The organism is Daejeonella sp. (assembly GCF_030695525.1).
Taxonomy (GTDB): domain Bacteria; phylum Bacteroidota; class Bacteroidia; order Sphingobacteriales; family Sphingobacteriaceae; genus Daejeonella.
Genome location: NZ_JAUYSS010000040.1, coordinates 1 through 22,504, shown reverse-complemented (window position 1 = coordinate 22,504; position 22,504 = coordinate 1). Strand labels below are relative to the sequence as shown.

Below are 22,504 nucleotides of genomic sequence, written 5' to 3'. Positions count from 1 at the left end.
CCTTAAGCTAAAATATCATTAATAACCTTTCCTGAAACATCGGTCAGACGATATCTTCTTCCAAGGTGTTTAAAAATCAGTTTCTCATGGTTCAGGCCCAGTTGATTCAGGATAGTAGCCTGGAAATCATGTACATGAACCGGATCTTTCACAATGTTATAACCCAGATCATCGGTTTCACCATAAGAAATACCCGGTTTTATTCCACCTCCGGCCATCCAGATACTAAAACATCTGGGATGATGATCACGGCCATAATTTTCAGCCGTCCAGTTTCCCTGACTATAATTTGTACGTCCAAATTCACCACCCCAGATTACCAGAGTTTCATCCAATAATCCTCTTTGCTTCAGATCGGTAATTAATGCCGCAGAAGCCTGATCTACATCTTTGGCTTGTGAGGCTATCTCTGTAGGTAGATTACCATGATGATCCCATCCCTGATGATATAGTTGAACAAAACGTACACCATTTTCCGATAATTTACGTGCCAGTAAACAATTGGCAGCAAAGGTTCCGGGAGTCATTGAATCAGTACCGTATAGTTTGATTATTTCATCCGGCTCCTTTGAAAGATCCATAATTTCGGGAACAGCTGTTTGCATCCGGTAAGCCATTTCATATTGCTGAATTTTGGTACTGATCTCCGGGTCACCAAATTCTTCGTAAGAAATCTGGTTTATTTTAGAGATCTGATCCAGAAACTTCCTCCGCTCAAACTTATTCATCCCATCAGGATCATTTAAATAAAGTACCGGATCATCTCCACTACTGAATTGAACTCCCTGATGTATTGAGTCTAGAAAACCACTAGCCCATAATTTAGAATAAACACCCTGACTATTACCTTTACCTCTTGAAAGTAATACTGTAAAGGAAGGGAGATTTTTATTCTCACTTCCCAATCCGTAGCTTAACCAGGAACCCATACTTGGGCGATTCCCCTGCTGTGCACCAGTTTGAAAAAAGGTTAATGCCGGATCATGATTGATGGCCTCTGTATGCATCGATCTAATGATACAAATATCATCTACAACTTTTGCAGTATAAGGAAGCATGTCACTTATCCAATTTCGCGATTCGCCATATTGCTTAAAATTTGTAAAAGAACCAACCATCGGGAAGGCTTTCTGATTGGCCGTCATTCCTGTCAGCCTTTGTCCGCCTCTCACTGAAGATGGAAGCTCCTGCCCTATCAAATCCCTTAGTTTAGGTTTATAATCAAACAATTCAAGCTGTGAAGGTGCTCCATTCTGAAACAAATAGATCACCCGCTTGGCTTTAGGAGCGAAATGAGGAAGACCGGGTACAAATCCTGAATCAGCAGAATCACCGGTAAACAGATCCGGTACCAGCAGGGAACCTAAGGCCACGCTTCCAAGACCGAGACTGAGTCGCGACAGGAACCGACGGCGGTTAAAGTTTAATCCATGTTCCAGAAAATCTTTTTGCATGATTAAGTTTTTGTAATGGTTTCTTCAAGATTGTATAAGGCTGATATAACCTGCATCCATGCAGCCACAGAACTTTTATCCAGGTTTGGGGCTAAGGGGTACTCTCCGATGGAAAGCAGGCTTTCAGCACGACTTTTTTGCTTCTTAAATATATTGAGCTGATCGGAATAATAAGCAGACAGTACATCAATTTCCTTTTCACCGGGTCTTCTGCACACTATTAAACGGAAAGCCCTGATTACCTTGTCTCTCACCTTTATTGGTTCCCGATCGAGTTTGGCGGCCAGTACCCGCGATGCTTCAAGTACGGTCGGATCATTCATCATGATCAGTGCCTGAAGTGGCGTATTGGTTTTTAAACGGGTCACTTCACATTGATCCCGGTTACTTGCATCAAATACTCCCATAACAGGTGGTGGAACAGTCCTTTTGATAAATGTATACATCCCTCTCCGGTAAAGATCAGCACCATGATCCTGCTTGTAGTTTCTCAGGATCCCGCGTCCTGAAGTCGCATTTTCCCATAGACCTTCCGGCTGATATGGCTTCACACTTGGCCCTCCAATCGTTTTAACCAATAAACCGCTGCTTGAAAGAACCAGATCCCGAACCAGTTCAGCTTTGATCCTATACCGTGGTGCCCTGGAAAGAAATACATTTTCGGGATCTGCTTTTAATTTATCTGGCGATATCACTGCCGATTGCCTGTAAGTTGCCGACATAAGCATCTGTTTAACAAGGCGTTTAATATTCCAGCCATTGTTCATAAAATCAACTGCCAGCCAATCCAGCAGTTCAGGATGTGTGGGCAATTCACCCTGCATACCAAAATCACCGGATGTTTTTACAATTCCGCGTCCGAAAACCTCCTGCCAGATCTGGTTTACAAAAACCCTGGATGTAAGCGGATTACGTTTATCAAATAACCATTGCGCAAGTCCAAGCCTGTTTTTAGGGTATTTTGGATCAAATGACAAGATAGATTCAGGAGTACCTGCTTTTACTTCTGCACCCAGGGCATCATATGCACCGCGCTCAAGGATAAAGGTTTTTCTTAGGGTATCCCTATCGCCCATAACCGATACAATCAGCTTACTGGTATCCTGTTTATTGATAAATTTCAGGATCTTATTGACCTCCTCATTACTGATCTCAATCATCGGTTTTTTGGCATAGGTCTCCGGCCCTCCAACAGTTGACTCTATACCTACTTCTTTCACATTATTGAAAAAAGAATAGAGTTGATAATAGTTCTTCTGGGAGAATGGATCGTATTTATGGTCGTGGCATTGAGCACATTCCATGGTTACGCCAATCAGGGCCTTTGAAAATGTGTTAGTCCGGTCGATGACATAGGAAACACGATATTCCTCATCAACAACGCCACCCTCTTCGGTAATTTTGTGATTCCGGTTAAAACCGGTTGCCAGAATTTGCTCTTTTGTTGCATTTGGAATCAGGTCGCCGGCAAGCTGATAGGTTATGAATTTATCATATGGAATATTCCTGTTAAACGAATAAATTACCCAATCCCTCCAGGGCCATTGGGAACGATAACTATCATCCTGAAAACCATGTGAATCTGCATAACGGGCAACATCCAGCCAATGGAGGGCCATTTTTTCTCCGTATGCCTCACTTTTCAGCAAATGATCTACCACCTTTTCGTAAGCTGAGGGGCTATTATCCGCAAGAAATGCATCCATCAAATCCAGGCCGGGTGGCAAACCGGTCAGATCCAGGCTTACTCGTTTTAATAAATATTCCTTTTCAGCCTCCGGATTTGGACTCAAGCCCCTTTGACCGAGCTTGCTGGATATGAAGTAGTCGATTTCATTTTTAACCCAATCCGGATCTTCAGGTTCAGGGAGAGGGCTTTTCTTTGGCTGGATAAAGGACCAATGCGTTTCATATTTTGCTCCCTGTTCAATCCATTTTTCAATCAGCTTAATTTCATGGGAGGATAATTTCAGGTTGGATGATGGTGGGGGCATCAGCAGCATCGTATCCTTTGAAGAAATCCGCTGAAATACTTCCGACAGTTTCGGCTTACCGGGAACCAGGGCATGGGATCCGGGATTTTCTTTTAATGCCTGATAGGCACTTTCTTCATTATCCAGCCTTAAGCCAGCTTCCCGCTTATTTCCATCCGGGCCATGGCAGCTAAAGCATTTATCTGATAAAATTGGCCTGATATCAAAATTATAGCTGATTTTATCTGGAACATGCACTTCTGTCTTATCTGAAACCGTATTACATGCCTGAATACTGTAGAGAATTATGGTGATAATAAGAACTAAAAGTGAAATTCTTTTATTCATAAATTTCCAATTTCCCGTTTATTAACTAAATTTTTTATCTAATATAAGCATACCAGATGATTAGTCCGCTGATTTTTTTAACCATTAACAAGGAACAGAATAAGCCTTAATTAGGTAAGAATCGGAGATTGAGGAGTAAATAATAAAGTGCAATAATGATTGTCCTTAAAAGCAGCGTGTAATAATTCCCGGTAGAAATATTATAGTTTTATAATGAATGTTAACGGGTATTTCGGGTTATTGATTTAGCCATACCATAGGGTTAAAACCAAATTGTTCAGCAGAACATAACATTATTCTTGAAATTTTAATTTTCAGGACATACCTATCTAGATAGACCATCATCAGATGATCAAAAGTACATTTTAAGCAATAAGAAATTAAATATCCTTAAAGGTCGTTCCTGCTGCCAAAGCAATAAAACCAATTAACAATAAAATATAATTATTCTCAGTCAGGAACGGAACATTAGCATAATGACCAATTATTCCTAAAATCCCGAATAATAAACCAATAACCCAGGTGATTTGCTTAGGAGCCGAAGGTGATTTCATAATTTTCTTTTTTTGAATTGGGTAAATAGAATTTGAATGGTTTATTAAATATATCAATTAAAATCAGATTCAAATGATATTTAATTAGTCTGCATTTATAAATAATTCTTATACCTAAGAAATCAGAAGCCTTACCCAGCTTTTTGACACAATTAACTTCTCTTAGCTCAATACTTACCAAATCTTTTGATTACCTCTTTCTCAAGCCATTCCCTGTGCAAAGGATGTGAAATAGCGATCAGCGCCATCGCCCGCTGTCTCAAATTCTTTCCAAATAAATAGGCCACCCCATATTCTGTCACAACAAAATGTACATGTGCCCTTGTGGTTACCACTCCTGCGCCTTCCTTAAGAAAAGGAACAATCTTGGATTCACCGTTTTTTGTTGTAGATGCCATTGCAATGATAGGTTTTCCACCATCTGATAATGCAGCCCCTCTCATAAAATCTATTTGACCACCAACTCCTGAATACTGATAAGTTCCAATTGAATCGGCACATACCTGACCGGTCAGATCTATCTCTAATGCGGAATTAATTGAAACCGCCCTGGGATTTGCACGAATCACCTTGGTATCATTCACATAATCAATCTCAAGAAACACAACCTGCGGATTATCATCCACAAAATCATATAATTTTCGGGTCCCAATAGCGAAGCCGGTTACGATCTTGCCACGGTGTTTTTTCTTGAATTTATTGTTTATAACACCACGTTCCACAAGGGGAATAACACCATCTGAAAACATTTCAGTATGAATTCCAAGATCCTTATGATCTTTAAGGCATGAAAGAACTGCATCAGGTATTGCACCTATACCCATTTGAAGGGTTGACCTGTCTTCAATAAGTTCTGCACAATATCTACCAATAATCATTGCTGTCTCATCCTCCCTGTTCCCGTAATTCACTTCAGGTAAAGCTTCATCAACACGAACCAGAGTATGAATTTCACTCATATGAATAATCCCATCTCCATGAGTTCTGGGCATTTGCTTATTTACCTGAGCTATGATATGCTTTGCATTCTTAACCGCTGATCGGGCAATATCTACCGAAGTTCCAAGAGAACAGAAGCCATGTTTATCAGGTTCTGAGACATGAATGAGCGCAACATCCAAAGAGATAATACCCTTATCGAATAAAATGGGAATCTCACTTAGAAATACAGGAATATAATCACCATGAGATCCGTTGACAATCTCCCTGACATTTTGAGAAACAAATAGGGAATTCATGAAAAAACTCTCACCAAAATCCCGGACATTAAACAGATCCTCACCCAGGGTAGTTATGCTCACTAACTCCACATTCTTTAATTCCCGGCTTCTGTTAAAAAGTGCCCTTAATAAGTTCATTGGGGTTGAGGCGCTCCCATGGACAAAAACCCGCTGTCCATTTTTAATTACTTTGACCGCATTTTCGGCTGTGCTATAATCAACTACCATTTAAATGTTTCTGATTAATATAATAATTTCCGAAAGTTAATCAATCCTGCTTTAATACTTGAAACAGTTCAGATTATAAAGCAGATTGAGCGGTATGGCGATTCATCAGGGAAATTTGTAATAATTATCCCTGGTGTCTCATCTGAAGGGGATTAGATTACTCAAATCGGGGAAAAAAGTACTCAATTATTCTTTTTTTACAGGCTTATATGGATTAAGATTAAACACTTTAAATTAAAATTAAACATTGAAATATGAAATATAATTAAACAGGGGTTAAAACGCGATTGTATTTCAAATGAGCTAATTATCAGTAATCTAAGGCATAGATATTGAGTTTATAAACCCAATGCGAAAGAAGAAACACTTTATATTCTGTTTTTTAATTGTCTTTTTAGCGACTGCGGCTTTTTCACAAAATCCGAAGTTCAAATTGAGCAGGATTCTTAATACCTATGATATTTCGCAAAACACTATTCTGAATATTTACAAGGGTAAATTCAATTTCCAATGTTTCAGTACTCCTGATAATATGAGTTTATACGATGGTCGGGCTTTAATAAAGGTCTTGAACTATTCTGGAAATGGATCAAAAGCGACCGATCCGAATCTGTATACCGGAACATTTGTCTTCAGTGTAATTGCGGCCACAACTAATGATTCCTGGAATCTTGAAGGCACAAGTTTAAATACAAATATTACAACTCACTTTTGGATGACATGGTGGTTCAGATTCGTACTTATTGTTGCACTGATAAGTGTAATATACCTGTTCTTCAGATTCAAAATGCGCACAGTTCAAAGGCAGAAGGCCGAACTTGAAATTCTGGTGAATGAAAGAACTTCGCAGATTCTTAAACAAACTACTGACCTGGAGAATCTAAATGAGGAACTAAAGAAGCAAACGGAAATCTTACTCCAACAAAAGAACGAGGAATATAAGGCACGTCTGCTGGCGGAGGAAATGAAAAAGGAAGCTGAGCGGGCTAACCGCGCTAAAACCACATTTTTAGCAAACATGAGTCATGAAATAAGGACTCCGATGAACGGAGTACTTGGTATGGCTACCCTGCTTTCTGAAACCAGACTTAGTCAAGAGCAGCTTGAATACATAAATGCGATAAAGCAAAGCGGAGAATCATTATTGAATATCATCAATGACGTTCTTGATTTTTCAAAAATTGAATCTGGATATTTTGAACTGCAGGAACATTATTTTAATCTGGAAAAATATATTAAAGACGTGTTTCACTTATTTCAACCAGCTATTAAAAAGGGAAAGGTTGTTATGCGATACGAGATAGATAATAATATTCCTGGAGAAATTATCGGAGATAGTTTACGCCTTCGTCAAATCTTAATTAATCTTGTGGGAAATGCTGTCAAGTTTACTGAATCCGGAGAAATAGTAGTTCAGGTTCGGGAAATCAAATCTGATACTGAAAATACCAGGCAGCTTGGATTTTTAGTAAGTGATACCGGTATTGGTATACCTGAAGACCAACATTCAAATTTATTTAAGGCTTTTCATCAACTCGATTCGTCTGTTACAAGGCAATATGGTGGTACCGGACTCGGATTGGTTATATGTCAGCGACTCATCAATATGATGGGTGGTACAATCAAAATTGAAAGTAGTAAAGGTTCAGGAACACAGGTATACTTTTCCTTAAGGTACAAAGTAGTAGAAAACATAGAAAATCAATTGTCAGTTTCTTCAGGAGAAAGAGTAATAAATAAAAGCGAAAGCCTAATAAAACCAAGTTTTGCAATTGAGCATCCTTTTAATATTCTTGTAGCTGAGGATAATCAAATGAATCAGAGAGTTATCCTCAGGGTTTTAAAAAATCTTGGTTATGCTCCGGATCTGGCGAATGACGGACTTGAGGCCTTAAAGCTGATGAAACTAAAACATTATGACTTAATATTGATGGATATTCAGATGCCAAATTTAGATGGTTTGGAAGGGGCACGAATGATCAGGAGTTTATATGGAAAGACACCAGCAATTATTGCCTTAACTGCAAACTCAACAACTGAGGACAAGGAGGCCTGTTTAAATGCGGGAATGAATGATTTCCTGACAAAACCAATTGACATAAAACGACTTATTCAGCAGTTTCAGGAAATCCATAAAAATAAATTTCGAAAGGTTTCAGCATAGTGAGTATCCGTTTGCAGTTTAATCTCATTATGGATTAGGCTTTTCTGCCTGTTTCTGCCTTTCCTGCCTTTTAAAATAGCCTCTTAACAGAAAATTTCTTTTAAGTGCTTCCATATTTTGATTGAAACCATCAGTCCCTTTCCGGAGATTATCAATGCTTGAGTTAAGATTTTTTACCATTACAGAGTCTTTTAGGAATGCATTTGCAGGCCCTTTACCAGAATTTACATCCTGCTGAATACCTTTTACAATAGTTCCAATATCATTGGTTAAGCGATCTGCCTGGCTACCAACTTTATTCATTTTAAGAACAGCTTCATTAAGGTTATATGCAAATGCAGTGTCTTTTAAAAGCACCCCTACTGAGCCTTTACCTGCCTTCATATCAGCAATAATGGTATGCAGATCATCGGCCATCATACCGGCTCTGGATGTAGTTAAACGAAGATTTACAGCCGATTGACGAATTTCCTTAGGGATCGTCTCATCATTAAGTAATTCCCATAATGCAGTACTGCTATTGACCCTCTCCACTGTTATCTTTAAACCGGAAACAATTTCTGAAATATCATTATTAGTATTTGATAATTTTTGGAGAATTGCGTCGGTATCAATCGGTTTTTTTGAGAAAATGACATCCCCTTCCCGAGCAAGTTCTGCATGCCCCTTCCCGGGAACGATGTTAACCACCTTGTTACCAACAATCCCATCTGTTCCGATCGAGGCAATTGCATCTTTACGGATAATATCCTGCATTTCTGTATCAATCATCATGGATACCTCTATGATGGTATCATTAACAATTTTTATATTCCTTACTGTACCCGACTGGATACCAGAATAACGAACATTATTTCCCGGAATTAAACCCTGTACATTTTCAAATTTTGCTTTCAACACGTAGGTAGAACCGAAGAGGCTTTTATTTCTCCCTATCATAAAGAGCAGCAGGATAAGAAATGCCAGACCACTAAGGACAAATATCCCCAGTCTCACACTGTTTACAATTTTCTTCGCCATAAAATTTCTATTCAAAAAACTGCTTCACCTTTGGATCAGCTGATTGTGTTATTTCATTAAAAGTACCACTAGCATAACACTTTCCCTCTATAAGCATCACAACACGGTTGCTTGCCATACGGACACAATTCATATCATGAGAAATAATGAGTGAAGTTGTTTTATATTTTTGTTGTATTTCTACCATCAATTCAATTATTTCTTTGCTGGTAATAGTATCCAAACCAGTTGTAGGTTCATCGTAAAGAATAATTTCAGGTTTTAAAATCAATGTTCTGGCTAAGGCGACCCTTTTCCTCATACCTCCTGATAATTCTACAGGCATCATATCAATGGTATGTGCAAGCCCCACATCTTCAAGGGCACTGATAACCATATTATCAACCTCCTTCTGGCTAACTTCCAGCCAGTGCCTTCGCAATGGAAATTCCAGATTTTCCCTTACCGTCATTGAATCATATAAGGCATTACTCTGGAACAGAAAACCCACTTTAGCTCTGATCTGATCCAATTTGTCATGATCCAGATCAGGAATATTATGACCAAAAATGTGAATACTACCCTTATCAGGTTTTATTAATCCAATAATACATTTAATAAGTACTGATTTGCCTGAACCTGATTTTCCCAAAACAACCACACTTTCTCCCTTAACGAGTTCAAGATTAAAATCCTTTAAAACATGATTATCACCAAAAGACTTACACAATTCTTTGATTATCAAAACTTTATTAGATTCTGTATCTAGTTTTAATTCAGATTGCATACCATTTAATAATTCAGAATATCAGTAACCTGAACAGCAAGCAGATCAATTACAAAAATGATTACGGAGGAAACAACAACAGCCGAGTTGGCTGACCTGCCTACCCCCTCCGTACCCTTACTGCTGTTATATCCTTTATAGCATCCTATGATTCCGACAGCAAAACCGAAAAAGTAACTTTTTATAAATGCAGGCAAAACATCCCCGAAGGTGAGATTATCAAAAACCTGTGTCCAATACAAGGTAAAGCTGGTATTGGTATGAATATTTACCCCAAGATATGCCCCATATAATGATACAGCATCACCCAGCATAACCAGTATAGGAAGCATTAAGGTACAGGCCAAAACCCTGGTTGCAACAAGGTATCTGAAAGGGTTGGTACCACTCACTTCCATTGCATCAATCTGTTCTGTAACTTTCATCGATCCCAATTCAGCACCAATACTGCTCCCAATCTTACCTGCAAAGATCAGGGCTGTAATTACAGGACCTACTTCCCGTATAACCGCAATCGCGACAATAGCGGGCAACTGGGCCTCCACACCATAATCTGCCATTGAAGGCCGAAGCTGCATGGTTAAAACCAGCCCCATAATAAAAGCGGTCATACCTATTAGTGGCAGCGATTTATAGCCGATTACATAACATTGCTTTAAAAACTCAGCAAACTCATAAGGTGGATTTAAGCCATGACTGAAAAACCGAAAGGTAAATCTGAATAATTCGCCATTCAGTGTTAAAAATGATCTTAAATCTGACTTTAATGACATGCTATTTATAGATTCAAAATACCTGATTTTTACAAAACTAATTGATTCTGTGAATGATCAGCCTGACAGATGTCAATAAAAAAACTGACAAAACTCATATTTCCTGGCTATGCTTTATAAAATAATATATCAAGGCTGGTATTTGACCTTAATCTCCCCTTACTCTTTGAACAAGCGCTCTTGCAGTTCGCACATTCCAGCCATCAAACCTCCCTCGCTGAACTACCAGTTCATTATCTTCAGGATGCTGTAAATAATAATGGAAAACAAACTTTCCTTTAGGGTTATACCAGCCAACGATCTGTCCAAAACGTAAATCGTTAAAAACCAGACTATCCCCTTGTTGTTCCACGGTGTAGAATTCCTGGGAAAACCGTATTAGTTTTTGAAGATCCGAATGATCAAGTATTGGATTTAAAAGTGAGTCATTCCTCGGAAAATACTGAAATTCCATCGATCTGCTGCTGTCAAACAAAGACCGGAACCCCACATGATATCCCTTGTTATCACCAGCCACTACGTACCAGAGCCAGTTCTGTAATGGAGCTGGTGTTGTAAAATACCGGGTATATGAAATTTTCTTTTCATCCAATATCCTCCTGACATCATTATTTATCACCATTTTATTAATCAAACAATAAACAAGATATACTGAGGAGAGCCCCAGCCCAAATCTCCACCAAATTTTCTTTTGCTGATTTTTCTCACCCTTTATGTATAAAAGTGCTAAAAGAGCAATACCAGGCCAGATTGAAAAGAAAGGATCAGCGACATAAATCGCATTAAATGATATTCTTTTATGGCTAAATGGCTCAAACCAGCCAACACCATAATTATTGAATGCATCGATAAAGACGTGAATAAACACCAGTGAAGTAAAGAATAGGAACCACTTTGAAAATCTAATATTATGGGGACGGTGCCAGCGCTCAGCCAGTAAGGCTAGAATTATTCCAGATATTAAACAGAAAAGAAATGAATGTGTAAATCCGCGGTGTGCCAGTAAATTGGATGAGGTATCCATCCAGAAGGATGCCAGGAAATCAATATCCGGTATACTCTGAGCCAGGGCACCCCAAAGCATTGCTTTCCTCCCTAACTGTTTACCTGCAAAGGCTTCACCCATGCATGCACCAAGTGCTATATGAGTGATCGAGTCCATTAATTGGAAACTTTTATACTTACCGGAGTCCCTCCTTTGTCCTTGCTTTCATCAGCAGCTTCCATAAAAGCGATTATTTCTAATGTTTCTTCAGGATTCACTGGTGCTCTTCCTGTTTCAAAAAACAGGATAATTTGTTCAAGCAAAGGATCGTAACCCTTAAATTCACCCAAAGTAAGATTTGCCTTTTCGCCAAAAACGGTTCCTCCAAAATCGCTTGCAGCGATTTTCCCCCCATAATTATAATTGCCATTACGCGTACCCCTAAAACTTCCTAGCCTTCCATCATCCCAAACACCCACTACAACATCAGTCTCTTTGCTATGTATTCTGGTCACCTTTTTACAGCCTGTACCCATAAGCGCAAATAATAGCTCGACTCCATGTATACCATACCAAAATAAATCAGGATGCGTCTTTTCTATAATTGCCGGACTAAAGGTTTCGGCACCTAACACTTTGCCAATTTTCCCTAACTTAATATCAGAAATACCTGTAATAAATCTTAAAGACGAAGAAGAAAACACAGGTGTGTTGTATTGTTTTGCTGCAGCAAATATTGCCTTTGCATCCAGCAGTGATGCCGCAATTGGTTTATCAATAAATACCGGTTTACGTGCTATTAATACCTGCATCGCCTGGTCAAGATGTAAACGTCCGTCGTTGGTTTCCAATAAAACTACATCTACTTTCTTTAACAGATCAGCAATAGACCCAACTATTTCTACCCCCATCTTTTTCACTTCTTCGGTATATCCGGGAATTCTTTCAACACTGGTAATTATGTCATTACTCCCTTTTGGGTAAGCCGCAACAATTTTATAGCCTCTATAAACGGCAGCAGCATCCCTGGCATTTAATGTTTTAGTAAATGCTACTGAATGCGAGGTATCTAAACCAATAATACCGACTCTTTTCCCTGTTAGAAGGGCAGATTTACCATAAAGTGAACTTATATTTCCATAAATACTTAACCCGGTGCCAGCCAGAGTCGACATTTTTATAAAATTTCTCCGATTGTAATTACGCATTAAAATCTATATTTAGCTTGTTTGTCTAATTATGGCTTCAATAAAGATACGGCAAATTATAGTTTGTCCCTGTTATCATACACTTTCATGATCGCATTGATCACATCATCCATATCCTGAGTGCTACCCAGTAATGATGCTACACCCTCAAGAACAACCATTTCTTCATTACAAACCAAATCACAAACTGGCATTTTCATTTCTTCCTTGTAGCTTTTAAGACGGGCTGCTGAATACAATGCCTTGTACTCTCTTAATCCTAAAATTTCATCCACCCATGGTTCTCCATGAAAACCTCTCGCTATGTATGGGCTCAGGTTAATACCCTCTGCAGAAAGGGCTTTTAAAAATTTACTGCGGTCGGCATTATTAAAATGCTCCTTTCTGTAACTCATCGCATACTTATAATAACCGGAACTTTCGGTTCCCGGATATTTTTTTTGAGGAACAAGCCCGGGAAATCCCTTAAGTTTAGCGTCAAGATAAGCGGCATTTGCATTTCGTTTTTCAAAACGTGCTCTGGCACCGGCAATCTGCCCCATCAGTACTGCTCCTTCAAATTCGTTCATACGGTATTTTGGTCCGATTGTCACATTCGAACCCTTTCGGTTAGTCCCATGGTTTTGAACAGTAAAACACCTGTCCATCAAAACTTCATCATTCCCGATAATGGCACCACCCTCTCCACATGAGATTTGTTTGCTGGCCTGAAAACTGAAGCAACCCAAATCACCAATAGTACCTAGTTGCTTAGCCTGATATTTTGCAAAGTTCGCCTGACATGCGTCTTCAATTACTTTCAAGTTATGTTTCACCGCAATAGCCATAATACGCTCCATATTGCAGGGCATACCCATGATGTGAACCGGAATAATGGCTTTGGTATTCTTATTAATCTTCTTTTCTATCTCTTCCGGATCGAGCTGAAATGAATCTCTGTCTAAATCAACCAGAACAGGTAATGCACGGCTGGTTAAAATAGCAGAAACGGTTCCGAAATCACTGTATGGTGAAGTGATGATCTCATCTCCGGGCCCAAAATCCATAGCCTCAACTGATGTTGCCAATGCCTGAGTACCAGATCCTGTGCCAATACAAAGCTGGGTTCCCATCAAACGGGCATACTCCTTCTCGAAAGTTGCTACGGTTCCTGTGGGCGATTGAATACGGCTCCAGATACCACTTTTAGTGGTTTTCAAAACCGATTCAATTAAGTTCTCGTCTGCAATCATAGCAGGCCATTTAGGCCAAACCTTTACTCTTACCGGAGTTCCTCCAAAAATTGCAAGTTTTCCGGATTTCTTCCTGGTATTACCATATGCAGGAATCACGTTTGAAAAAGCAGTTGCTAAAGTAGTGGCAGTAACCGCAGTAATAAAATTCCTTCTGCTTAAGTCGTTGAATTTCATAAGATTATGTTTATCCAGATATTCTGGGATGAATTTTTGTTCGAAACCCTGATTCAAGCCAAAATTGCTGCTGAGTTAAAAAATATATCCTAATATAAAGATATGCGTGTACGTAACCGAATTTATTTAAAAATCGGATCACAATTTAATGCGATCAGTACTTATTTGGATTGTCCTGTCAACAGTTTGTGAATGGCTTTCATTAAGATTCCTTCTGCCTCGGCAGTAACGCCCGATGCCTGTCCGGTTTCATAACCTCCCTGCGAATAGGCAATTGCATTTCCAATGTAACCAACAGCATAATCACCATATCCGGCTACAGCCACGAACAGATCCGGACGCTCGGCCTTAGCAGCTAACTGATACTCTACGAAAGGCTCACCGGGAAGATGCAGGATTCGTGCCCTTCCGATACTAAGCAATGAAATGTCAATCTTTTTACCTGCTTCTAAACGCTTTAACCAAACCAATTTAGATAAATTGTTTGATAAAAAAACTGAAGTCTGTGTTTTCATTGCTGTTTCAAGATTCTCTATACCTGCTGCAGGCTTAAAGGCGACCGGTTCAATAGTCCAGTTCACGGCAGCCGGACTTACCGGATCAAGTTTGGTATTATTCCATGCGCGTTTCATTCCATCAGCCAGCCGCTCTGCAAGAATCAGTCTGTTTTCTTTAGCACCATCATTATATTTTCCAGCCGTAAGATTGCCTCCTGCTCCATTAAAATGAATATGCAATGCATCAGGAACCGCAAGCTGACGCATAAAACGTGCAATACCCGGAAAATCCGGATTAGAAATCCCAGTGCGGTAATAACTTTGGGGATGAGATGCGTAATAACTAAGTACAGCTATGGGTTTATCATTATTCCAGAAACTGATCAGAGAAACCATTGGATCAATCAGTCCTTCGGGGGCTGCACGAATAACTGAATCTTTTGCAGCGGAAGTTCGGGTATACTTAACTTTTCCATTCGAACCAAGTATCCGGCGGTTTGAAGCCACTTTATAAACTTCAGCCTGTCCGGTACCGATATGTGTAAATGGAACAGCGCTGGCTATGGATTTACGTATAGCCTGTCCCAGGCGCTGGACCAGGTCTCTGGCGTAGCCTCCTTCAAAAGCCAGAGGACTCAATCCCGCTGTTTTGAGCATAAGTTCAGCACCAAAATCCGAAGTCGGTGCATCATGCTGATGAATTGCATGAACTACCACACGGGATGGAATCGTACCTGCAGCCTCTGCCATTATACGCTTAAACTCATCCTGACTATCATTTGCAATCCCAATCCAGTCAACCGAGCACATTACAATGGGTTCCCCGGCACCTAAAATCACTATACCCTTTGCCCTCAAACCCAGGTCCCAGCTATTAATCATTGGATCATAAGTTAAACTACTGCCAACAGGTGGGGTTGCATCCACATCAAAGGTTGCCAGTTTCAATTGCCCCTGAACAGCCTGGGGATAGAAATCTGCAGCAAAAGCCTGAATGTTAATGCTTACTAAAAATATACTAAAACAAAGGATAGAATAAATAGAATTTAAGGTAATTCTCATGATAATAATCTGATAATGGGAAGCATTTCCCCTGTTTTTCTGGAGCAAAAAAGTATCTGAATCTAATTTCTATAGAACGCGCTGTTCTCTTTTGTAAGTATATCAATAGGCATAAAGTATATCTTCTCTACCGGGGAAGAAAAAGCAAGATGCTGATAAAGAGATATGAGTCCCCGATAACCCTGTTGTTTTGGTTTTTGGCAAACTAAAAAGTCAATAATCCCTTTATCCATATACATGATGTTCTCTTTCAGAAAATCATACCCAATCAGAATCACATCCTTTTTTGAGTTTTCAATAAAGTGAGCAACCTTGGAAACCCTTGAATTAGTTACAAAAACAATCTTTATATCAGTATGTTCAATAAATATTTTGCTCAGATACTTTTCAATTGATTTAAGATCAGTATCCCTGATATCGATTTTTATTATTGAATCAGGCATATTATGCTTGTTAAAATAAGCCCTGAATCCTTCTTCCTTTTTTAATAGATGGTGATGATTATCAATCTCCCTGGATATATTTACTATGAGTATTTTTTCACCATTTTTTACCAGATAACTCACCAAATGGGCAGCAAGGTAGCCGCTATGATATAGATTTGGACCGATATAACTCAGGCTGCCACCATTTGGAAGATCTGAATCAATCAGAACATAAGGAATATTTAATTCCCGGCACTTATCTGTAAAACTGACAGACTCCTCAATAAATGAAGGTGCCAGTAAAATCCCATCGGGTTTACTTTCAAGAATAATCTTTGTTTGCTCTACAAACGATTCAATCTTATTCTGATCGTAAAAATATTTATCAATTATAATTCCGAATTGTTTGATTTCCTTATCAGCCTGCTCTATACCTTTCAATGGGGCCTCCCAAAAACTGGTTTCCTTTGAAATTTCAGGTACCAGTGTCGCTAAACGGAGTGTTTTTCGGGAAGCTAGTCTTTGAGCAAGCAGGTTAGGTTCATAATTTAATTCTTCTATTATGCTAAGAATCTTTTCTTTAGTCTGTTTAGAAACCCCTTTTCTGTTATGAAGTACGCGATCGACGGTAGCTATTGAAACATTCGCTCTCCTTGCAATTTCTTTTACTCCCGTAAGTTCAGTAACTCGCTTTTTCATATAATATCAAAAATATTTTATAGTGTATGTCTTACACAATAATAACTTTTATCAATGGCTTTTCAAATCAAATTATAGGAAACATTTCATTTTTTTTATATATTCGTTAACGTACCCGTAATTAAAACTTAAAAAACAAAGCCTATTAAATGCTGTAGAATAGCAATCCCTTATATGAAAAATATATTATTTATTTCTTTAATGTTAGTTATCCCATTTATAGCTTCCGGAAAGAGGATAAACTCAATTATAAAAACCGATTCATTGGAAATAAGCAGATACCGGGCAGATTTTCTGATCTCTAAGCTTCCCAAAGCAGACCCATGGGATGCCAGACCCGACGGTAGTGCTTTGGCATGGGGCGAAGCTGCCACCCTTGAAACCCTTGTGGATATGTATGAGGCTACCGATGATCCTGCTTATCTGAAGGAAGTTGCACGCCGGGGTGAACGTATGCTAAGCCATCGTGATGACATTCGTGGAGTAAGCGATGGTTCGGGAAAAAGCCGACCGGCGTGGAGCATGGGATTAAAATATGTTGTTGCAAAAGGAGAACTACTGGATGTTTTTGGAAAAATTTCAATCAATATACGCTCCACCCCTTCCTCCAACAATAATCTGACTATTATCGAATTAATTCCTGATTCAGAGTCAAGACGTTTCGATTTAAGATTAAGCAACAGTTTTTTTAAACGAACTGAAACATTTTCGAATCTGAGCATGAATCCGTATGATGAACGGTTCATTGAAAAAATAGTGAATGATCCATTATCACCTTATACGACCCGTGCCGGAGATTTCGTTGATATTAAATCAAACCTCATCCGGGTTAAAGTCACAGGATCATCAGTTCCTGTTAAACAAAGTATCACCTTAGAGCCTATACCACTTGCTTATTCAGGCTACCTGGGTATAATTTACAACCCCCTGCTCAGACTTGCAGAATTCGCAAGACAAAAAAGTGAATTAGAAGAACTCCTCCCTGCTGCCAGTCGTTTCATAAAAGCTGCCGAGGAATCCTACCGGGATGCATCGGCCCGCTTATGGCGAAATGGCCCGAATCAGGGTGAAGGCTATTATTTAACCTGTGAAAGAGGAGAGTCATTTCCGGCTGATAATGTCGGACAACCTATCAACTTTCTGGGTATGCATACCAGTTCTCAACTTGCCTTATATCGGTTAACTGGTAAAAAGGAGTATCTCGAGCGTTCTGAAAAGATGGCAAACCTGCTGAAAAACCGCTTACAGTACAATCAGGATTCAGATCTGTATGTATGGACCTACTGGTATGAACCAATGACTACCACCGGTTGGAAACCTGAAGATATGCTTTCTTCAAATGTTATGGTGTATAAAGGTTCACCAAATGTGGAGGACAGTTCACATGGAGTGCTTGATATTGCGATGGTAATTGCTTCTAAACGTGCGGGGATAGTTTTTACTAAAGAGGATATCATGAGGTTTTCAAATACCCTGCTTAAGAATGTGATTCTCCCCGACAGAAGCGGGATACGGCGGGCGGTGGATGGTAAAGGAGGCGATCACGCTGCCTACTTCCCTATACTTCATGGATGGCTGGAGCTGGCCGCTTTTAATCCGGAAGTATATCATGAGATCCGCAAGACTTATTTGAACAGGGCTCAAGAAAATCTTGCTTTTACAGCAGAGTTGTTAAGATGGGAACGCAAAATGAAAGCGATTTCTTCAGCATCTAAATAAGACAGGATTGGCTTTTATAGAAAGATTTAGTAAATTCAAATTGATCATTGATAATTATGACTGCAAAAGATACATCAAGACGCGATTTTATTAAAAAAACTTCACTGGGTGGACTTGGAACCGCTTTAGGAATTGGAACAACGATTCCTGTTATTGCGGAAGAAAGGCTTAATACGGCGGAACATTCAATCAGTAATGAAAAACTTCATGTTAAACCCAGATTTCATAATTGGATAGTGGATGAAGGAGAAGAATGGCTGGAGCTTAACACCAAACAGGCCATTCTCGACTGGAATATACCGGTTTCTCAATGTGCACTGGTTTTACTTGATGTCTGGCAGCGGCACTATCTTAAGGAACCCGAAGAAAGGGCCGAAAAGATTATAAATGAAAAATATGTCCCACTTTTAAAGAGTTGCAGGGAGTACGGAATGGAAGTAATCCATTGTCCATCACCTCAGGTCGCAAAAACACATCCAAACTGGGTTAATCTAATGACAGAGGCCGAGTTAAAACCTGTTCCTGATAGCTGGCCACCCAAAGAATTTCGAAATCTAAGCGGCCCATATAATTCATACAGACGTCCTTCTACACCAAAAGATGCCGAGCGTAATGCACTTACACCGCTGACCTTTCACCCTAAAGTTGTACCTGTGAATAAGGAGGCAGTTGTTGCCTATGGAGAAGAATTACATCGTTACTGCAAACAAAAAGGTATACTGTTCCTGTTTTTTGGCGGCTTTAATACAAACGCATGTTTGATTACCAGAGATTACGGTGTATTACAAATGAATTATCGGGGATATCAGGTAAGTGTAATCCGGGATTGCACTACCGGAATGGAATCAAGAGAAACACAGGCTGGTTTACTCCAAACCAATGGAGCCTTACTATTTTTCGAAATGTATGGTCAGTACACGGTTACTTCAAATGAAATAATTAGTGGGTTTTCCAGAAAAGCTTAAATAGTTGCCGGTTATCTGTTGTCAGTTGCAGCAATATATTGGTTCATTGAAAATTCGATAATCATGGTACTTTAAGGTCAGTTACTTGCTTTTTGCTTTCTGCTTTCAGCTTAAAGAACTCCTACCTCCAGTCTTCCGGTAATTTCAACGACCAAACATCATTAACCAATGGTGGTGTCATACCCCCTGCTACCCAAATTTTATCCTGAAATACAAAAGCTGATTGCTCATGACGGCCTTTCCAGACATTTTCTGATTTAAACTCTTCCCAGGTAATTCCATCTTTGCTGCTCCAAACATCAGAATGATTCTTATATGGGTTATTGGACCATCCGGCTAGTACCCATATCCTACCGCGATAGACTACCGATGAAAACCATAAACGCTCATGCCAGGGTGCAGCACTGCTCAGTTTTGTCCAGTGAATACCATCTTCAGAGCTCCAAACATCATTTTTGGCATGATACTCAGGAACATAATTCCCACCTCCAAACACATAAATTTTTCCGTTTAAAACAGCGGCCTGATGATAAGCCCGTGGCGACCAGCCAGCATCTGCAGTGGCCAGTTTCCAGTCCCGGCCGTTTGAAGAATACCAGACATCATTTTTAAGACTAGTTTGATCTCCAAAATAGTAATTCTCAGTTCCACCTATTATCCATAGTTTCCCTTTGAATTCAACTATAGCAGAGGCAATTCTCGGTGACCATGCCGCCTGATTGGTTTCGAGCTTCCAGTAATATCCATTTTTTGATGACCATACCATATTACTTGCCGAATGGCCTTTCAGACGTCCATTATACCATCCCCCCATCATAAACATTTTATTTTTGAAAGTTATAGACATCGACAGATCGCTATGGATCCAGGGCGCTGAATCTGTATGCATTTTCCAGATTTTACCATCAGAAGAACTCCAAACGTCACGTGGCGGTGCTTCCTGAGAATTAAACCAGCCTCCAAATATCCAGAGCTGGTTTTTATACACCAGTTCTCCCTGTGAATCCCTTGCCTGCCATGCGGCATTTGGAGTTTCCAGAATCCAGTCTGCAATCCTTTCCTGCGCTTTGACAATTGGAATCAAGTTAACAGTAAAAAAAAGTGTTAATACATAGATAATTCCCGGATTAATTCGATTTTTAAAGATCATTTTATATAAATAATTAATTTAGGTATATAAAAATAATTTACTGATAAACAATTATATAGATAATATTTTTTTAGCATTTCCAAACCTTAACATTTCTTTCAATGCATCATCCGCTTCTTCCTGACCTAATGATTCAATTCGCAGTAATCCTGTCAGATAATCCAGAATCGGTGAATGGGTACCGAATGCAAACTTATCGAATCCATAGATTTTCAGAAAATCAGACATATTAGTTATCGTCCTGCCTGAAGTATCAAATAAGAGATCAGCATTCTTAACCAGTGTCATTTCCTCAGCATTCAGCGCTGCTGCATTCGCAAAGTTCAGAATCATGTATTTTGCGTCGGGAACTGCTTTTATTATTGGTAGAATATTCTTGAAATTCCATTCCCTGATCACATTATCCTTTACATAAGCTGTATCGATCCAGGAACGTTGCCGGCTATCGACCATCCTGAAATTAAAAGCAACTGGCAATCCATAATCACGAACCCGCTTTACAAGTTCAATACATGCAGGATCCAGAATTTCGAAATCATGGTATTTAGGATAAATTCTTACTCCTTTAAACCCAAACTTGTTAATGCAAAAATCCAGATCATCCCGCCAGCCGGCATAAATAGGGTTAATGACAGCAAATGGAATAAAACGATCCCGGAATTTAGCTTTGGATTTGATTTCCCCGAATAATTCTTCGTTTGCTGACTGTGTATTTTTATAAAAAATCCCATTCAGGTTGCTGATTACCGAAATATCCACCCCAAATTTATTCATTCGTTCATGGAGGGCATCACAAGTATTATGCTTGAGCTGCATAAATGGCCAATGGCCGACGTAGGCATTAATATCAATCAACATTTCGTCCTGATTTTTTTAATATAGCATTGTAATTATCAAAAAAAACCTTTTTCTTCTGTACTTCTGTAAGATCGGCTGCCAGGATCTTTCCAACACTTTGGTAATAGCAATTATCCGATCCAAAGAAAACGCGATCTTCTCCCATGCACTTTACCGCAAAATCAACCATATTTTCTGCATTATTACTTCCCGAAGTATCCACATAAATATTTGGATATTTTGCAAACATTTTACATGCATATTCCCAGTCGCCCCCGCCCCCAATATGCGCATACTGGAACATTGCTTCAGGGTACTTTTTAGCTATTTCTACGAAATCTTCCGGTATCGATGTGTTCGGCCTGATACCGGTATCATACTTCATTCTATAACCTCCAAGTCCAAGTTGGGCATAGGCGTGCATATGGATGATCATCTTTAGATCGATCATCTTTTCTATGATTGGATAAAACAATGGATCATTGATTTTTAACTGAGTATAAACCTTTAATCCAACCATACCCATATCCACACAGCGTTTTATTTCTTCTAGTGACTCTTTCTGATAAATAGCATTCAGAGTAAACTGTCCAATCAAACGGTCTGGATACTGCTTCATGCAATTCAGCATTAAATCATTATAGGACCTGAATTCTTTGGGCGTCCCCTCCCCACTATAAGCCGGTAATGAAACATACATCCTGTCTATTCCCAAACGGTTGGCAAAAGAAATATTTCCCTCCGGACCACCATCAAAGAGGTGCGCGTGAACATGCGAATCAAGTTTCCGATAGTTCATCACATCCTTCATCAGATTGTACGGTTTGGCCGGATTTTCCACACTCATTGCATTTTCTGAACAAGCAGACCTGGGTATGCCCATAATTTGCTCAGATACCAGGAGTCCGGCAGCAGATAATGCTGATCTGGCAACAAATTTTCTGCGGTTAATATAGTCTGACATAAAAAATTTTTACAGAAATTACATTCAATAAACCAAGTTAAGATTTTTATACGGTTACGTACACGGGTGGATGTTCTTTTTGTA

18 protein-coding genes are annotated in these 22,504 nt (G+C 39.3%); 3 read left to right on the top strand and 15 right to left on the bottom strand.

Annotated features, from left to right (window positions below):
* Positions 1-2 precede the first annotated feature (2 nt).
* From Q8S11_RS08825 to Q8S11_RS08810, 4 genes are all read right to left on the bottom strand, one after another.
* A complete protein-coding gene (locus Q8S11_RS08825; RefSeq protein WP_305661724.1) occupies positions 3-1,454 on the bottom strand; it encodes a DUF1501 domain-containing protein in 1,452 nt (483 codons plus the stop codon).
* A 2-nt stretch (positions 1,455-1,456) separates the two neighbouring features.
* Positions 1,457-3,775: a PSD1 and planctomycete cytochrome C domain-containing protein gene (locus tag Q8S11_RS08820; protein WP_305661723.1), complete on the bottom strand. Its 2,319-nt coding sequence runs from the start codon at positions 3,773-3,775 to the stop codon at positions 1,457-1,459.
* 380 nt (positions 3,776-4,155) lie between these two features.
* Entirely contained in the window at positions 4,156-4,329 is a 174-nt protein-coding gene (locus Q8S11_RS08815) for a hypothetical protein (protein ID WP_305661722.1), read from the bottom strand.
* Between the two features lie 167 nt (positions 4,330-4,496).
* Positions 4,497-5,777 (bottom strand): acetyl-CoA hydrolase/transferase family protein, encoded by a 1,281-nt coding sequence (locus tag Q8S11_RS08810; protein ID WP_305661721.1) that lies wholly within the window; start codon positions 5,775-5,777, stop codon positions 4,497-4,499.
* 349 nt (positions 5,778-6,126) lie between these two features.
* On the opposite strand from Q8S11_RS08810, the gene Q8S11_RS08805 reads away from it, so the two are divergent.
* Entirely contained in the window at positions 6,127-7,941 is a 1,815-nt protein-coding gene (locus Q8S11_RS08805) for an ATP-binding protein (RefSeq protein WP_305661720.1), read from the top strand.
* Between the two features lie 27 nt (positions 7,942-7,968).
* Here Q8S11_RS08805 and Q8S11_RS08800 read toward each other — a convergent pair whose 3' ends face one another.
* From Q8S11_RS08800 to Q8S11_RS08765, 8 genes are all read right to left on the bottom strand, one after another.
* Entirely contained in the window at positions 7,969-8,961 is a 993-nt protein-coding gene (locus tag Q8S11_RS08800) for an MlaD family protein (protein WP_305661719.1), read from the bottom strand.
* Between the two features lie 7 nt (positions 8,962-8,968).
* Positions 8,969-9,727 (bottom strand): ABC transporter ATP-binding protein, encoded by a 759-nt coding sequence (locus tag Q8S11_RS08795; RefSeq protein WP_305661718.1) that lies wholly within the window; start codon positions 9,725-9,727, stop codon positions 8,969-8,971.
* 5 nt (positions 9,728-9,732) lie between these two features.
* Entirely contained in the window at positions 9,733-10,500 is a 768-nt protein-coding gene (locus tag Q8S11_RS08790; RefSeq protein WP_305661717.1) for an ABC transporter permease, read from the bottom strand.
* A gap of 148 nt (positions 10,501-10,648) precedes the next feature.
* The gene (locus tag Q8S11_RS08785; RefSeq protein WP_305661716.1) at positions 10,649-11,662 is read right to left on the bottom strand and encodes a metal-dependent hydrolase; all 1,014 of its coding nucleotides are present in this window, start codon (positions 11,660-11,662) and stop codon (positions 10,649-10,651) included.
* Positions 11,662-12,660: a Gfo/Idh/MocA family protein gene (locus Q8S11_RS08780; RefSeq protein ID WP_305661715.1), complete on the bottom strand. Its 999-nt coding sequence runs from the start codon at positions 12,658-12,660 to the stop codon at positions 11,662-11,664. The genes Q8S11_RS08785 and Q8S11_RS08780 overlap by 1 nt, the downstream gene beginning before the upstream one ends.
* A gap of 89 nt (positions 12,661-12,749) precedes the next feature.
* The gene (locus Q8S11_RS08775) at positions 12,750-14,102 is read right to left on the bottom strand and encodes a DegT/DnrJ/EryC1/StrS aminotransferase family protein (RefSeq protein ID WP_305661714.1); all 1,353 of its coding nucleotides are present in this window, start codon (positions 14,100-14,102) and stop codon (positions 12,750-12,752) included.
* A gap of 161 nt (positions 14,103-14,263) precedes the next feature.
* A complete protein-coding gene (locus tag Q8S11_RS08770) occupies positions 14,264-15,661 on the bottom strand; it encodes a hypothetical protein (protein WP_305661713.1) in 1,398 nt (465 codons plus the stop codon).
* A gap of 62 nt (positions 15,662-15,723) precedes the next feature.
* On the bottom strand, positions 15,724-16,785 hold the full coding sequence (locus Q8S11_RS08765) for a LacI family DNA-binding transcriptional regulator (RefSeq protein WP_305661712.1): 1,062 nt from the start codon (positions 16,783-16,785) through the stop codon (positions 15,724-15,726).
* Between the two features lie 174 nt (positions 16,786-16,959).
* Here Q8S11_RS08765 and Q8S11_RS08760 point away from each other — a divergent pair, with 174 nt between their 5' ends.
* On the top strand, positions 16,960-18,504 hold the full coding sequence (locus Q8S11_RS08760) for a hypothetical protein (RefSeq protein WP_305661711.1): 1,545 nt from the start codon (positions 16,960-16,962) through the stop codon (positions 18,502-18,504).
* 56 nt (positions 18,505-18,560) lie between these two features.
* Entirely contained in the window at positions 18,561-19,469 is a 909-nt protein-coding gene (locus Q8S11_RS08755) for an isochorismatase family protein (protein ID WP_305661710.1), read from the top strand.
* A gap of 121 nt (positions 19,470-19,590) precedes the next feature.
* On the opposite strand, the gene Q8S11_RS08750 is transcribed toward Q8S11_RS08755, so the two are convergent.
* From Q8S11_RS08750 to Q8S11_RS08740, 3 genes are read right to left on the bottom strand one after another with little or no spacing between them, the layout of a single operon-like run.
* Complete coding sequence (locus Q8S11_RS08750; RefSeq protein ID WP_305661709.1) at positions 19,591-20,619, bottom strand: hypothetical protein; 1,029 nt, start codon at positions 20,617-20,619, stop codon at positions 19,591-19,593.
* A 51-nt stretch (positions 20,620-20,670) separates the two neighbouring features.
* Positions 20,671-21,477: an amidohydrolase family protein gene (locus Q8S11_RS08745; RefSeq protein ID WP_305661708.1), complete on the bottom strand. Its 807-nt coding sequence runs from the start codon at positions 21,475-21,477 to the stop codon at positions 20,671-20,673.
* Complete coding sequence (locus Q8S11_RS08740; RefSeq protein ID WP_305661707.1) at positions 21,467-22,420, bottom strand: amidohydrolase family protein; 954 nt, start codon at positions 22,418-22,420, stop codon at positions 21,467-21,469. The genes Q8S11_RS08745 and Q8S11_RS08740 overlap by 11 nt, the downstream gene beginning before the upstream one ends.
* Positions 22,421-22,504: the final 84 nt, after the last annotated feature.

Excerpts from the sequence above, each read along its gene's own strand:
- Q8S11_RS08825 (WP_305661724.1), bottom strand. The coding sequence starts at position 1,454 with ATGCAAAAAGATTTTCTGGAACATGGATTAAACTTTAACCGCCGTCGG.
- Q8S11_RS08820 (WP_305661723.1), bottom strand. The coding sequence starts at position 3,775 with ATGAATAAAAGAATTTCACTTTTAGTTCTTATTATCACCATAATTCTC.
- Q8S11_RS08815 (WP_305661722.1), bottom strand. The coding sequence starts at position 4,329 with ATGAAATCACCTTCGGCTCCTAAGCAAATCACCTGGGTTATTGGTTTA.
- Q8S11_RS08810 (WP_305661721.1), bottom strand. The coding sequence starts at position 5,777 with ATGGTAGTTGATTATAGCACAGCCGAAAATGCGGTCAAAGTAATTAAA.
- Q8S11_RS08805 (WP_305661720.1), top strand. The coding sequence starts at position 6,127 with ATGCGAAAGAAGAAACACTTTATATTCTGTTTTTTAATTGTCTTTTTA.
- Q8S11_RS08800 (WP_305661719.1), bottom strand. The coding sequence starts at position 8,961 with ATGGCGAAGAAAATTGTAAACAGTGTGAGACTGGGGATATTTGTCCTT.
- Q8S11_RS08795 (WP_305661718.1), bottom strand. The coding sequence starts at position 9,727 with ATGCAATCTGAATTAAAACTAGATACAGAATCTAATAAAGTTTTGATA.
- Q8S11_RS08790 (WP_305661717.1), bottom strand. The coding sequence starts at position 10,500 with ATGTCATTAAAGTCAGATTTAAGATCATTTTTAACACTGAATGGCGAA.
- Q8S11_RS08785 (WP_305661716.1), bottom strand. The coding sequence starts at position 11,662 with ATGGACTCGATCACTCATATAGCACTTGGTGCATGCATGGGTGAAGCC.
- Q8S11_RS08780 (WP_305661715.1), bottom strand. The coding sequence starts at position 12,660 with ATGTCGACTCTGGCTGGCACCGGGTTAAGTATTTATGGAAATATAAGT.
- Q8S11_RS08775 (WP_305661714.1), bottom strand. The coding sequence starts at position 14,102 with ATGAAATTCAACGACTTAAGCAGAAGGAATTTTATTACTGCGGTTACT.
- Q8S11_RS08770 (WP_305661713.1), bottom strand. The coding sequence starts at position 15,661 with ATGAGAATTACCTTAAATTCTATTTATTCTATCCTTTGTTTTAGTATA.
- Q8S11_RS08765 (WP_305661712.1), bottom strand. The coding sequence starts at position 16,785 with ATGAAAAAGCGAGTTACTGAACTTACGGGAGTAAAAGAAATTGCAAGG.
- Q8S11_RS08760 (WP_305661711.1), top strand. The coding sequence starts at position 16,960 with ATGAAAAATATATTATTTATTTCTTTAATGTTAGTTATCCCATTTATA.
- Q8S11_RS08755 (WP_305661710.1), top strand. The coding sequence starts at position 18,561 with ATGACTGCAAAAGATACATCAAGACGCGATTTTATTAAAAAAACTTCA.
- Q8S11_RS08750 (WP_305661709.1), bottom strand. The coding sequence starts at position 20,619 with ATGATCTTTAAAAATCGAATTAATCCGGGAATTATCTATGTATTAACA.
- Q8S11_RS08745 (WP_305661708.1), bottom strand. The coding sequence starts at position 21,477 with ATGTTGATTGATATTAATGCCTACGTCGGCCATTGGCCATTTATGCAG.
- Q8S11_RS08740 (WP_305661707.1), bottom strand. The coding sequence starts at position 22,420 with ATGTCAGACTATATTAACCGCAGAAAATTTGTTGCCAGATCAGCATTA.